Origin of the sequence: Streptomyces sp. NBC_01320 (assembly GCF_035974375.1) — a bacterium.
Taxonomy (GTDB): domain Bacteria; phylum Actinomycetota; class Actinomycetes; order Streptomycetales; family Streptomycetaceae; genus Streptomyces; species Streptomyces yanii.
Map to the genome: position 1 here is coordinate 6,084,719 of NZ_CP108390.1, position 13,715 is coordinate 6,098,433.

12 protein-coding genes and 1 tRNA gene are annotated in these 13,715 nt (G+C 68.5%); 6 read left to right on the forward strand and 7 right to left on the reverse strand.

The annotated features are described in order from the left end of the window. Positions 1–46 precede the first annotated feature (46 nt). From OG395_RS27675 to OG395_RS27700, 6 genes are all read right to left on the reverse strand, one after another. Positions 47–134, reverse strand: a tRNA-Ser gene (locus OG395_RS27675). Between the two features lie 324 nt (positions 135–458). Next, positions 459–1,154, reverse strand: a complete 696-nt coding sequence (locus OG395_RS27680; protein WP_327245345.1) for a hypothetical protein — start codon at positions 1,152–1,154, stop codon at positions 459–461. Positions 1,155–1,473: 319 nt separating this feature from the next. After that, the gene (locus OG395_RS27685; protein WP_266983614.1) at positions 1,474–2,193 is read right to left on the reverse strand and encodes an ABC transporter permease; all 720 of its coding nucleotides are present in this window, start codon (positions 2,191–2,193) and stop codon (positions 1,474–1,476) included. 30 nt (positions 2,194–2,223) lie between these two features. Beyond that, positions 2,224–3,135: an ABC transporter ATP-binding protein gene (locus OG395_RS27690; protein WP_327245346.1), complete on the reverse strand. Its 912-nt coding sequence runs from the start codon at positions 3,133–3,135 to the stop codon at positions 2,224–2,226. Continuing rightward, positions 3,132–4,040 (reverse strand): ABC transporter permease, encoded by a 909-nt coding sequence (locus OG395_RS27695; RefSeq protein WP_327245347.1) that lies wholly within the window; start codon positions 4,038–4,040, stop codon positions 3,132–3,134. Before OG395_RS27695 ends, OG395_RS27690 begins: the two co-directional genes overlap by 4 nt. Next, a complete protein-coding gene (locus tag OG395_RS27700) occupies positions 4,030–5,049 on the reverse strand; it encodes an ABC transporter ATP-binding protein (RefSeq protein ID WP_442818607.1) in 1,020 nt (339 codons plus the stop codon). Before OG395_RS27700 ends, OG395_RS27695 begins: the two co-directional genes overlap by 11 nt. Before the next feature lie 268 nt (positions 5,050–5,317). Here OG395_RS27700 and OG395_RS27705 point away from each other — a divergent pair, with 268 nt between their 5' ends. From OG395_RS27705 to OG395_RS27730, 6 genes are all read left to right on the forward strand, one after another. Beyond that, on the forward strand, positions 5,318–6,169 hold the full coding sequence (locus tag OG395_RS27705; protein WP_327245348.1) for a M24 family metallopeptidase: 852 nt from the start codon (positions 5,318–5,320) through the stop codon (positions 6,167–6,169). Continuing rightward, positions 6,166–7,947: an SDR family oxidoreductase gene (locus OG395_RS27710; protein ID WP_327245349.1), complete on the forward strand. Its 1,782-nt coding sequence runs from the start codon at positions 6,166–6,168 to the stop codon at positions 7,945–7,947. The genes OG395_RS27705 and OG395_RS27710 overlap by 4 nt, the downstream gene beginning before the upstream one ends. After that, the gene (locus OG395_RS27715) at positions 7,944–8,918 is read left to right on the forward strand and encodes a MerR family transcriptional regulator (RefSeq protein WP_327245350.1); all 975 of its coding nucleotides are present in this window, start codon (positions 7,944–7,946) and stop codon (positions 8,916–8,918) included. Before OG395_RS27710 ends, OG395_RS27715 begins: the two co-directional genes overlap by 4 nt. Before the next feature lie 147 nt (positions 8,919–9,065). Next, positions 9,066–9,608: an RNA 2'-phosphotransferase gene (locus OG395_RS27720; RefSeq protein WP_327245351.1), complete on the forward strand. Its 543-nt coding sequence runs from the start codon at positions 9,066–9,068 to the stop codon at positions 9,606–9,608. A 410-nt stretch (positions 9,609–10,018) separates the two neighbouring features. Continuing rightward, positions 10,019–10,915, forward strand: coding sequence for an LLM class flavin-dependent oxidoreductase (locus tag OG395_RS27725; protein WP_327245352.1), 897 nt, complete (start codon positions 10,019–10,021; stop codon positions 10,913–10,915). Between the two features lie 131 nt (positions 10,916–11,046). Further along, on the forward strand, positions 11,047–11,913 hold the full coding sequence (locus OG395_RS27730; protein WP_327245353.1) for a Cof-type HAD-IIB family hydrolase: 867 nt from the start codon (positions 11,047–11,049) through the stop codon (positions 11,911–11,913). Between the two features lie 30 nt (positions 11,914–11,943). Here the strand turns inward: OG395_RS27730 and OG395_RS27735 are convergent, their stop codons facing one another. Further along, complete coding sequence (locus OG395_RS27735; RefSeq protein WP_327245354.1) at positions 11,944–13,650, reverse strand: sensor histidine kinase; 1,707 nt, start codon at positions 13,648–13,650, stop codon at positions 11,944–11,946. Between the last annotated feature and the right edge of the window lie 65 nt (positions 13,651–13,715).

The following is a 13,715-nucleotide window of genomic DNA, read 5'->3' on the forward strand; positions in this document are numbered from 1 at the left end:
GAGCCTGTACGGCCTCGGCACGGGGTTGTCCGTGCCGATATCTGTGCGGAGGATGCGCGGATCGAACGCGCGCGGGGTCAACAGCCCCGACCACGGCTTAGCAAGCCGCTGCCTTACCACTCGGCCAATCCTCCGGGTGGGCGGCCGCGCGATGCGCGCAAAAAGCCGCCCCGGGCGTCCTGCTGGGAGCGGCTCGGCGGAGTGAAGTGATGGTTACTCCGGCGCCTGCTCCGGGCCGCCCTGGTGGGAACTCGACGGACTCGTACTCTCGGTCATCGTCGCGCTCCTCTCCCGGTCCCTGTGGCGTGCACTTCCTCAACCACTGTGCCCGGGGTGGCCCTTGTCCGCCACCCATTATTTCGAGCGGTGACCAGGGCCCCGGCCGACGTGGTTGCTCGCGGCCCGCGACCGGCTGGTTCGAGCCGGGCCGGGGGCGGACCGCGAGCGTCGGTCAGGGATCAGCGGCGCTTACGACGGCGTCGCAGATCTTTGAGCTGAAGGACGAAGTCGTCCATCCGGGCATCGATACGGACGATGTCCTCGGACATGTCTCCGAGCCGGACGCTCATGGCCCCGACAACCCGGTTCGTGGCTTCGAGCCTCCGGTCGAGACTGTCGAGCCGATGCGACATCCGGTTGAGCATCGGCCCGAGTTCCTGGAGCGCCACGCCGACTTCGGCCAGGCAGCTCTCGACCCGGGTGACACGCTGATCGAGCGAGGCGTACTCCGCCCGCAGATCCTCCTCCGCGTCGAGCAGATAGGTGCGGACACATCGAGCGATGTCGCTATCGCGAATAAGCATCGCGACATTGAGCACGGTCCTGCGGGTGTAGAGGGTGAGTTGAGTGGCCGCCTGTGGATAACTTTCACCACCCTCGCCGCCCCATAGGGACATCATGTCCCTATGGAAGCTCCGCAGCTCAGAGCCTCGCAGCAGCGTGAGGCCGTTCTCTTTCATCTCACCTCGATGGCGCTGGATCACCTTCTTGATGACTTCTGTGGATACTTCGAAGCAACGAGCCACGTCCTCTGTGCGGACGTGAATTCCGTCAGGGAGCATGACAAAGCTCTTCACCTTGTCGAGGACATCGACGTGCCCCATCTGCTCGACGCGCAGCGCACGCGATTCGAGCAGGGCGACTTCGGTGGGCATGGGCATGCCTTCCGTTGGGGAAACCGGCAATGGACAGCCCTGTCCCCGGGCTTCAGGGGCGGAGGACGCTCACGGTTGCCACTCACCCAATGACCGACCCAGCCCGCACCGTCTCGCCGGAGCCGGAGCCGGAGCCGGAGCCGGAGTCGGCAATCCCCAATGTCACGAACGCTACGACGCCACAGATTCTCATTGCCTCCACGCCCCCTGAACAACGAACCGATAACCGTACAGTTACGCGTACGACGGTCCGTTCATGCGTCAACCCCCGCCCGAGAGGCAGGGGTTGACGGACACAAGGGGCAGCGGAGCCCTTGGCTCACTCCTCGCCGGCGAGCTTCAGCGTGCGCAGTTTCTGGCCCGCGTACCAAGTGGCGAGCACCGTGACAGCCGCCAGCAGAACTGTCGCGAGCGGCAGCCCGACCTCTGAGGTGATCGCGCCCTCGCCGCCGACCTTTTCGGCAAGCGCGAGCGACCACTGCTGCACGCTGAGCGTGCGCGCCCCGGGCACGAAGCTGCCGAAGAGCGCCTCCCACACCAGCGCGTAGACCAGGCCGAAGACCACCGCATGCCTGCTGACCGTGCCGAGCAGCAGAAACAGCGCGCTGTACGCGATGGAGGCGACCAGCGCCGCGATCGTGTACGCCACCGCGATCTGCTGGCCGTTGCCATTGAGGATCATGCCCGCGACGAATGTCGGCAGGGCGGAGAAGACCATGGTCACCGCGATCGCCACGATCAGCTTGGTGAAGATGATCGTCGGCCGTTTCACCGGCTTGGCCAGCAGATAGACGATCGATCCGTCGTCGATCTCGGGGCCGATGGCCCCCGTACCGGCGATCACACCGATCAGCGGCACCATCGTGGCGATGGCGAAACCGCCCAGCACATTGGCGGCGACCTGGTCATCGGCCCCGGCGAACGCCCGTACCGCGACGGCGATGACGATCAGCAGCGCGGGCAGGACGAAGAGGATCGCAGCCCTGCGCCGGCCGAGCAGGGCCCGGTAGGTGAGCCGGGCGACTGTGGGGTTGTACATGACGCTTCACAGCTCCTTTCAGGCCGCTACTCAGGCCGCTACTAGATAGGAAAAGACCGATTCGAGGGACTCGTCGGACGGCGAGACGGTCAGCAGACGAATGCCGTGTTCACGCGCGACCTTCGGCAGCAGCGTGGTGAACCGTCCGAAGTCGACCGCCTGGATACGCAGCGCCTGCTCGCTCAGGTCCACTTCGATCCCGGCCGTCGACGGGTCGGCGATGAGCGCGGCGGCGAGGGCACGGTCGTCGCTGGACCGTACGAGATAGCGGTGCGGACGGTCCGTCATCAGGCGGCGGATCTTCCGGAAGTCGCCGGACGCGGCATGCCGTCCGGCCACGATCACCTCGATGTGCGAGGCGAGTTGCTCGACCTCTTCGAGGATGTGAGAGGAGAACAGGACCGTACGGCCTTCGGCGCCCATCCGCCGCAGCAGCTCCATCAGCTGCATCCGCTGGCGCGGGTCCATCCCGTTGAACGGCTCGTCGAGGAGCAGCACGGACGGCTCGTGGACCAGCGCGGACGCCATCTTCACGCGCTGCCGCATGCCCTTGCTGTACGTGGCGATCTTGCGATCCTGCGCGTACTCCATCTCCACCGTGGCCAGCGCCTTCTGCGCGGCAGCCTCGTCGAGTCCCTGCAGTTCGGCGTTGGCGACGACGAATTCGCGGCCGGTGAGGAAGTCGTACATCGCCTCCCGCTCCGGGACGATGCCGATCTGCCGGTACACCTCCTCGTTGCGCCAGATCAGCGCGCCGTCGAGCGTGACCTTGCCCGTCGACGGTGCGAGGAACCCGGCCATCATGTTGATCAGCGTGGACTTCCCCGCACCGTTGGGGCCGAGCAGCCCGGTCACGCCGGGTCCCACGGTCATGCTCACGTCGTTGACGGCGACCACATTGCCGAACCAGCGCGAGGTGTGGTCGATCTCGATGGTGGTCACAGCCCGACCCTCCGGTAGCGGCGCATCAGTACGGCGTACGAGCCGGCGACGAGCGCGAGAACAACGATCAGATACACCACACCTGTCCCGGCGCCCGGTCCTTCCCCTCCAGGGAAGTGGGAAGTGGCACCGAGGAACGCGCTCTGGACGCCGCCGATCAGCGTGAGGGGGGAGAAGAGCCCCAGCCACTGCACGGCGCCCGCCGAACCCGTCTCCCAGGCGATGGCCTGGACCGTGGAGACCGCTCCGAACGAGATGGTCAGGACGGCGATCACCGCGGCGACGCCGAAACCGCGGCGCGGAGTCAGTGCGGCCATGACCAGGCCGAGTCCGGCGAAGAGCAGGGAGAGCAGCGCCACCGACACCAGCCCCTGTCCGAACCACGTGGTCTGGTCGGCGAAGTCGAACTTCGCCAGCAGGGCGCCCACATACATCACCAGCAGTGGTGTCACGGTGAGGATGAACAGGGCGGATGTCATAGCGGCGTACTTGGCGACGACGTAGTCGACCCGCTCGATGGGGCGCGAGAAGTAGAGGGGAACGCTCTTGAAGCGGAGATCCCGGGAGACGGACTGCGGTGCCTGCGAGGCGATGAAGAGGCCGATGACGGCCTGCAGATAGATCGCGAAGTCCGTGTACTTGATCGCGAGCTTAGTCGCGTTGGGCGTGGCCATCGCGACGGCCACGATGATGAGCGCGACCAGGCACATCACGCCGAAGAGCAGCATCGGCAGCACCTTGGACTTGGCGGAACGGCCCAGTCCGAAGGAGCCCCGCAGCGACTGCGAGTAGAGGGAACGGCGGGCATAGCCGCGGCCCAGGCGCGGGCCGTCGTAGGCGCGGTACCCGATGTTGTGGATCCGGGTGTTGTCGATCCCGGTCACGGCCCCGGTCTCAGTGCTCATCGCGACCGCTCCCCTTCTGCTGTGCGGCTCCGGTCAGGACCGTCTCCGCGGTCTCTGCGGTGCCTTCGGTACGGAAGACCTCGGCGATGTGGTGGCGCCGCTGTTCCATCCGTACGAGACCGAGTCCGAGCCCGGCGACGCTGTCGCGGACGATGTCGTACGTCTCCTCGCCGGTGGCCTCGATCAGCAGGATGTGACCGGCGCCGGGCAGACCGTCCGCCTCGAGTCCGTCGCGGCCCAGAAGACTGACACCGGTTGCCGTGAGCGCCCGGCGCAGTGCGTCCGTGCCGTCGGGATGGGCGTCACTGTCGGTGACCTCGACCGCGAGGGTCGTGGTGGTCTGGGTGAAGTCGCTGGTGGAGCTGGAGCGCAGCAGCGCGCCGCCGTCGATGACGACGACATGGTCGCAGGTGCGCTCCAGTTCTCCCAGAAGATGGGAGGTCACCAGGACCGAGATGCCGAAGTCGGTGTGGACGCGGCGGATCAGGCCGAGCATCTCGTCGCGGCCGACCGGGTCCAGGCCGTTGGTCGGCTCGTCGAGGAGGACCAGCTGCGGGTCGTGGACCAGCGCCTGGGCCAGCTTCACGCGCTGCTTCATGCCGGTCGAGTAGCCGCCGATGGGGCGGTAGCGCTCCTCGTACAGCCCGACGTGGCGCAGCGTGTCGGCGGTGCGCTCACGCGCTGCCGTCGGCGGCAGTCCGGACATCCGCGCCATGTGGACGACGAACTCGGTGGCCGAGACATCCGGCGGCAAGCAGTCGTGCTCGGGCATGTAGCCGACCCGTTCCCGGATGGCCGCGCCACTGGTGGCGACGTCCAGCCCGAGCACCGCGGCCCGGCCCTCGGTGGCGGGGGATAGACCCAGCAGGATCTTGATCAGTGTGGACTTGCCGGCTCCATTGGCGCCCACCAGGCCGGTTACACCGGGCCCGATATCCAGGGAGAGCCGGTCAAGCGCGGTCACCCGGGGGAACCGCTTGCTCAGGCTTTCGGTCGCGATCACAGTCACGTCTTCAACGGTAGTGGCGCGGGCCACATCGGTCGTCAGACCTGGCGGTTGGATCGGCGTCAACCTCCAGTCGTACGGCCCCGTAGGGGGACCCCACGAAGGAGGACGACGAAGGTAAGGGTGGTGGCCGGGAGCAGGGTCGGCGCGGAGTGCTCGGGAGTCGTCCACAGGTCTCTGCGCACCCCTTGACGCAGCCGCTGGACATTGTCACATTCATCAGTGTCACGTTACGAGCACGTACCGCACACGGCATGGGACGGACGGTGGCATGGCCTCACCGGTGAAGGACGGACTGCCCCAGGAGCTCGAGGGGTTCAGAGAGGTGCAACGCCTCGCGTACGCCTGCGCGGAGGCGGTCGCCGCACGGCTCGAACCGGGGGTGACGGAGCGCGAGGCGGCCCGGATGCAGCGGGAGTGGCTGCGCGAGCGAGGGGTCCGTGACTGGTTCCATCTCCCGTTCGCCTGGTTCGGGAACCGCACGGCTTTCGCCGGTTTCAAGGTGCCGCTGCAGTTCTTCCCGACCAACCGGAAGCTGGAGCCCAGGATGCCGTTCATCCTCGACATGGCTCCGGTGTACAAGGGGTTCACGGCGGACATCGGATATTCCGGCTGTCTCGGGCTCAACCCGTTGCACGACAAGCTCCTTGCCGATCTCGAGGTCCACCGCGCGCTGATCCTGGACGAGGTGCGTGAGCGGCGTTCGCTGCGCGAGATCTATGAGGACGTCGAGCGCCTGATGATCAGGCAGGGGTACGCCAACAGGCACCGCGCCTATCCCTTCGGCGTCATCGCCCACAAGGTCGACCGCGTCGCTGAGCGCCGCTGGTCACCGCGGCTGTTCGGGTTCGGTACGCAGTCGCTCAAGGGCCTCGTCAGCGATGCGGTGCACGGGCACCGGGACGGCTGGTCTCCGCTGTGGAGTCCGTACCGCTTCTCCGACCACCCGCCGCAGCCGGGGCTGTGGGCGGTCGAACCCCATCTGGGATTCCGGGGTACGGGCGCGAAGTTCGAGGAGATCCTGGTCGTCACCGATTCCAAGGACCCCGAGCAGAGCGCCTTCTGGCTGGACGACGATCTGCCGCATGTGCGGCGCTGGGCCGACGAGAGGGTGGCGGTGTGAGTCTGCAGGATCTGCCGGGTTTCCGCGAACGCCGGGTGCGTACGGGCGGGATCGAACTGTGCGTCGCCGAACTGGGCGACGAGACGCGCCCGACGGTCGTGCTGGTGCACGGCTATCCGGACAGCAAGGAAGTCTGGACGCAGGTCGCGGTGCAGTTGGCCGAGCAGTGGCACGTCGTCCTGTACGACGTGCGTGGCCACGGCCGGTCGACGGCTCCGGAGCCGCTGCGCGGCGGGTTCACTCTGGAGAAGCTCACCGACGACTTCCTCGCCGTCGTCGACGCGGTGAGCCCGGACCGGCCGGTGCACCTGGTCGGGCACGACTGGGGTTCGGTCCAGTCGTGGGAGTTCGTGACGGTCAGGCGCACCGAGGGCCGGATCGCCTCCTTCACATCGATGTCGGGTCCCTCCCTGGACCACTTCGGCCACTGGATCAAGCAGCGGATGACGCGGCCCACCCCGCGCCGGGTCGGTCAGTTGCTCGGCCAGGGGGCCAAGTCCTGGTACGTGTACATGCTGCACACGCCGGTGCTGCCGGAGCTCGCCTGGCGCGGTCCGCTCGGCAAGCAGTGGCCTCGGATGCTCCAGCGGATGGAGAAGGTGCCCGCGGGCGACTACCCGACGCCGTCCCTGCCCGACGACGCCGCGCACGGTGCCTGGCTCTACCGGGACAACGTCCGTGCCCGGCTGCGCAGACCACGCGCCGACGCCTACGCGCACGTGCCGGTCCAGCTGATCACGCCGACGGGTGACATCTTCCTTTCGGAGAAGCTGTACGACCAACTGGAGATGTGGGTACCGCACTTGGTGCGGCACTCCCTGCCGGCCAAGCACTGGGTGCCGCGCACCCGCCCGAACCAGCTTGTCTCCTGGATCAGCGAGTTCGTCGCCGCCAACGAGTCGGCGCTGGAAGACGGACGGCCGGTCCCGGACCCCGCACCGACCGGGGCGTACGCCGACCGGTTCGGCGGTCAACTGGTCCTGGTGACGGGCGCGGCGGGCGGTATCGGGCGGGCCACCGCGTTCGCGTTCGCGGAGGCGGGTGCCCGGGTGGTGGCCGTGGACCGTGACGCGGAAGGGGCGGCCAGAACGGCGGAGATGGCCCGCCTGATCGGCTCTCCCGCCGCCTGGGGCGAGACGGTGGACGTCAGCGACGAGCAGGCGATGGAGAAGCTCGCCGCGAAGGTCGCCGCCGAGTACGGCATCGTCGACGTCCTGGTCAACAACGCCGGGATCGGGCTGTCCGGCTCCTTCCTGGAGACCACGAGCGAGGACTGGAAAAACGTCCTGGACGTCAATCTGTGGGGCGTCATCCACGGTTGCCGGATCTTCGGCGGGCAGATGGCCGAGCGCGGCCAGGGCGGCCATATCGTCAACACCGCCTCCGCCGCCGCGTATCAGCCGTCCCGGGCGCTGCCCGCGTACAGCACTTCCAAGGCGGCCGTGCTGATGCTCAGCGAGTGCCTGCGGGCCGAACTGGCCGAGCGGTCGATCGGGGTCAGCGCCATCTGCCCCGGCATCGTCAACACCAACATCACGGCGACCACGCACTTCGCCGGGGCCGACGCCGATGAGGAGACGCGGCTGCGGAAGCAGACCAGCCGGCTGTATGGGCTCCGCAACTACCCGCCGGAGAAGGTCGCCGACGCGATCCTCGAGGCCGTGGCGCACAACCGGGCCGTGGTACCGGTGACACCGGAGGCACGGGCCTCCCGGTTCCTGTCCCGGTTCAGTCCCGGCGCACTGCGCGGGATCGCCCGGCTGAAGCCGCCGCTGTGAGCGGGGCCGGGCCGTCCGCGGCAACGACGCGTTCCGCTGCCGAGTATCGGATCGAGGACCTGGCGCATGCGAGCGGTGCCACGGTCCGCACGATCCGGGCCTATCAGGACCGGGGTCTGCTGCCGACGCCGGAGCGGCGCGGCCGGGCCAATGTGTACCGGGACACGCATCTCGCCCGACTCCAGCAGATCGCCGACCTGCTGGACCGCGGTTACACGCTGGCCAGCATCAAGGAACTACTGGAGGCGTGGGACGCGGGACGCGGGCTGGGCGGAGTGCTCGGGCTCGTCGCCGAGGTGCACGGCCCGTGGACGGACGAGCAGGCCGACCGGATCAACCGGGACGAGCTGTATGCGAAGTTCGGCGGCGTGCAGGACGACCAGGCGGTAGCCGAGGCGGTCGAGCTCGGCGTGCTGGAGCGGATCCCGGGCCGGGACGACGAGTTTCTGGTCCCGAGTCCACAAGAGCTCTCGGTGGCAGCCGAGTTGCATGCCGCAGGAGTACCTCTCATCGCAATCTCCGGCCATCTGCGGGAACTTCGCGGTCAGGTCGAGCACATCGCCTCCCGCTTCCTGGAGTTCACCACCGAGCATGTGTTCGCGCGCTACCTCGGCCATCATCCACCGACGGACGCGGACGCGGCCGAGGCCGCCTCGCTGGTCCGTCGGCTGCGTCCGCTCGCCCAACAGACAGTGGACGCGGAACTGGCCCGGGCCATGCGGACGTTCGCCACACGTCATCTGCGGCACCATCTCAGCGCGGACACACCGCTCACCCCGGGACCCTCGACGAGCGAGCCTCGTTCTGTGCCACTGCCGTCGGAAACAATGCAGGCCGTACAGCGTCTGGTTGGTCCGCGAAACGTCGCCGTCTTTGTCGCTGCCGCCACTGAACGTGAGGTACATGCAAGGACATTGGACGCACTTGCCACATCACATAATAAATCAAAGCGAATTGACCAAAACGGTTGATTCTGAAGCTACTTGTCCACAGAATCGCCAATTCTCCTGTGGATAACCACAGTTGGTTGTGGATCAAACCTGTGGACGAAAATCGTTGGTGCGAATCGTGAGCAAATTCCGATGCGCCGACGAGATCGCCACAGGCACTCTGTCCGGATGGATGAGAGACGTACCGTCAAGGTGTCCAAGTACCTCGCAAAGCATCTGCGGCACCAACCCGAGCGGATCGGGATCCGTCTCGACCCGCACGGCTGGGTGACGATCGACGAGCTCCTCCGGGCGGCGGCCAGGCACGGCTTCCCCATCACCCGTGCCGAGCTCGACCATGTCGTGGCCGCCAATGACAAGCAGCGCTACGCGATCGAAGGCGACCGCATTCGGGCGAGCCAGGGCCACACCGTCGCGGTGGACCTCGGTCTGCCTCCGTCCCCGCCGCCCGCGTACCTCTACCACGGCACCGTGGGCCGCGCCCTCGACGCGATCCGCGCCGAGGGGCTCCGCCCCATGAACCGGCTCCACGTCCACCTCTCGGCCGACCGTGAGACGGCTGCCCGCGTCGGCGCCCGACGCGGCAGGCCCGTGATCCTCTCGGTGGACGCGGGCGCGATGCACCGCGCCGGCCACCTCTTCTACGTCAGCGCGAACGGGGTCTGGCTCACCGACTCCGTACCACCGGAGTTCCTCCGCTTTCCCGGCTGAACCCGGCCCGTCCGCCTCCCCGGCCGTCGTCTGTCCGTCCCACCTGCCCTTCGGGCGGCCCCGGATCCGCGTCGGCTCCCCGTCCCGACCGCACAGGGCCTTCGTCGAACTGATTGGCCCCGGCCATCACGCTCAGGTGTTCCCGGACGACGACGCGAAGATCACCGTCGAGGACATCGAGTTCCCCGACATTCGGCGCGACTGCGTACCCGACCTCCTGCAGTCGGTCCACACCGGCATGGCCCATGTGAAGGGCACGATCTTCCCGCCCGGCTGGTGGCGGATCGTGCCCCCCAGGCGACGAGACGTACAAGGAGCTCGTCCCGCGGGGCACACGGTCGCCGTGGCTCGGCCGCAGCGTCTACTGACGCGTCTCTGCTCCGCAGCTCTCCCGCCGTATGGTCGTATGTATGCGTCTGAGCACTGTAATTCTGCCGATTCACCGCTGGAGCGAGGGCCGGAAGGTCTGGCAGCGAGCCGAGGACCTGGGATTCCACGCCGCGTACACGTATGACCATCTGGCCTGGCGGAGCTTCCGCGACGGGCCGTGGTTCGGCGCGGTGCCGACCCTGACCGCCGCGGCAGCCGCCACCGAGCGGCTGCGCCTGGGCACCCTCGTCACCTCCCCCAACTTCCGGCACCCGGTCACCCTGGCCAAGGACCTCATCACGCTGGACGACGTCTCCGACGGACGGATCACCCTCGGTATCGGCGCGGGCGGCAACGGTTTCGATGCCACCACGCTGCGCAGGAGCGACGAGGAACCATGGGCGCCGCGCGAGCGGGCCGACCACTTCGCCGAGTTCGTACCGCTCCTCGACCGGCTGCTGCGGGAGCCGTCCGTCACCTATGAGGGCGATTTGTACGTGGCGAACGAGGCCCGCAACGTGCCCGGCTGTGTGCAGCTGCCCCGACTGCCGTTCGCGGTGGCCGCGACCGGTCCGCGCGGGCTGAAGCTCGCCGCGCAGTACGGTCAGGCCTGGGTCACCACCGGCGACCCCAAGCTGTTCGAGACGGGTACCCCGGAGCAGTCCGTGGCAGCCATCCGCGGGCAGGTCGGCAAGCTCGGCACGGCCTGCGAGGCCATCGGCCGGGATGTCGCCGAGCTGGACAAGATCCTGCTCACCGGCTTCACCCCGGACCGCCCTCTGGAATCCTTCGATGCGTTCGTGGACTTCGCGGGCACCCATTTCGAGCTGGGCTTCACGGAGATCGTCATCCACTGGCCGATCGCGGACTCCGACTTCGCGGCGGACGAGAAGGTCTTCGAACGGATCGCCACCGAAGGGCTGGCCCAGCTCGGCTGACCCGCACCACCGACCGCCCCTCTCACCACCCCTGGCATATGCATCAGGCATGTTCTCCTGGTCAGGGGCGCGCACCCTCACATGCGCGCCCCTCCGCACACCCGTGCACGCCCGTACGGGAGAATGGCCGGGTGACCTCAGCTATCGACTCGCCTCTGCCTGCCGCTCCCCGGCTGATCGCCACCGACCTGGACGGCACCCTGCTGCGCGACGACAAAACCGTCTCGGACCGCACGGTCGCGGCGCTGGCCGCGGCCGAGGAGGCCGGGATCGAGGTCTTCTTCGTCACCGGCCGCCCGGCGCGCTGGATGGACGTCGTCAGCAACCACGTCCACGGCCACGGCCTGGCGATCTGCGCGAATGGCGCCGCGATCGCCGACCTGCACGCGGGCGGCAGGCTGCTCAAGGTCCGCCCGCTGGAACGCACCGCCGCCCTCGAAGTCGTCCACGCCCTGCGCGCGGCCGCTCCGGGCACCTCGTTCGCTGTCGAGCTGGCCACCGGCATCCACTACGAACCGGCCTACCCGCCGTTCCATCTCGACCCGGGCGCCACCGTCGCCACTGCTGAGAAGCTCCTCCACGAAGAGACGCCGGGCGCCGGAGCTCCCGTACTGAAGCTCCTCGCACACCACGCCGAGCTGGCCCCGGACGACTTCCTCGCCATCGCGCACACGGCGGCCGGTGACCGGGCGTCTCTCACCCGCTCCAGCCCAACAGCTCTGCTGGAGGTCAGCGGTCTCGGTGTCTCCAAGGCAAGCACCCTCGCGCTGTGCTGCGCCGAGCGCGGCATCTCGCCCGCCGAGGTCGTCGCCTTCGGGGACATGCCGAACGACGTGGAGATGCTGAGCTGGGCGGGCACCTCGTACGCGATGGGCAACGCCCACCCGGCCGCAGTGGCCGCCGCCTCCGGGCGGACCGTCACCAACGAGGAGGACGGCGTCGCGATCGTCATCGAGAGGCTCGTGGCCGAGCGCCGGAAGTACCGCAGCCAGAGCTGAAGGGCCCGGGCCCGAACGCCGGCGAAGACCTCAGAGCGGTGCCTCCCACACCACGGTCGTGCCGCACCCGTCCTCGCCGAGGCCCGGCCCGAACCAGCTCGCCCCGCCCAGCGACTCCGCCCTGCGCGCCAGGTTCCGCAGCCCGCTGCGCCGCCCGCCCTCCGGAATGCCCACCCCGTCGTCGGCGACCGACAGCCGCACCGCGTCGCGTCCGTCGGGCAGTGTGACGGTCGCGTCGACGACCACGTCGATCAAGGACGCCTCGGCATGCCGGAAGGCGTTGGAGAGCGCCTCCCGCAGCGCTGCGATCAGGTTCTTGCCGGTCAGCTCGCCGACCAGCGAGTCGACCGGGCCGAGGAAGCGGTGCGACGGCTTGAAGCCCAGCGGGACGGCCGCCATGTTGATCTCGCGCAGGACGCGGGTCCGCAGCCCGGACGGCGCCTCAACCGGTTCCTGATGCAATGCGAAGATCGCGGTGCGGATCTCCTGGATCGTCACGTCCAGTTCGTCCACGGCCCGCCCCACTCCGGTCTGCACCTCAGGTACGACCGACCGGCGCTGGGCGCTCTCCAGCATCATCCCGGTGGCGAACAGCCGCTGAATGACCAGGTCGTGCAGGTCGCGGGCGATTCGGTCGCGGTCCTCGTAGACCGCGAGCCGCTCCCGGTCCCGCTGCGCCTCGGCCATCATCAGCGCGAGCGCGGCCTGCGAGGCGAACTGTGTGGCCAGCATCCGCTCGGTCTCGGTGAAGGGCCGGTCGCCCCGGGCTCGCGGGGTGGCGAGCGCGCCGAGCACCCGCCCACCGCTGTGCAGCGGCAGCAGCATGCTGGGGCCGAACTGGTGGGCCAGCCTGCTGATCACGCGGGAGTCGGTGGCCGAGTCGTCCATGAAGACCGCCTCGCCGGCCAGCAGCTTCGCCACCACCGGGCTCTCCGGACCGATGATCACCCCGAGCGAGGCGGACGGGCTGTCGGCGGAGACGGCGACGATCTCCAGACCGCCCTCCTCGGTCGGCAGAAGCACGATCCCGGCAGTGGAGGCGGCAAGACGGCGGGCCTGCTCGGCGACGACGGCAAGCGCGTCGTCCGCGTCCCCGCCGGAGAGCAGCGCGGTGGTCACGGCCACCGATCCGTCGATCCACCGCTCGCGCTGGCGCGCCGCCTCGTAGAGCCGGGCGTTGCCGATCGCGATCCCCGCTTCCGTGGCGAGCACCCGCACCATGTGCAGGTCGTAGTCGTTGAACTCGCCCCCGCCCTCCTTCTCGGCCAGATAGAGATTGCCGAAGATCTCTCCCTGTACGCGGATGGGGACCCCGAGAAAGGTCCGCATCAGTGGATGGCCTGCGGGGAACCCGGCGAACCTCGGATCGGCTGTCAGATCTGCGAGCCGCACCGGTGCCGGGTCGTGAATGAGTGCGCCGAGCAGTCCCCTCTGGCCGTCGGGCCGGTGTCCGATCTCGGCTTCCACAGCCTCCGACACCCCGTACGTGAGGAAGTCGGAGAGTCCCTTGCCCTTGGTGTCGACGACGCCGATGGCGGCGTAGCGGGCATGGGCGAGTTCGGCAGCGGTCTCGCAGATCCGGTCGAGGGTGGAGTGCAGTTCGAGACCGGTACCGACGGAGCGCATGGCTTCCAGCAGCTGCGGGACGCGGGCGGTGAGCTCGGTGGACAGGCCCTGCAGGCTGCGGGTCGCCTGCGTCGCGGCTTCGAGTGAGTCCTTCGGGTCCGGCTCTGGCATACCCAGAGCCTAGTTAGTCCCCTTTAGGGAGGAAAGTCGGCCAATGGTCCGGCAAACCGCTCCAG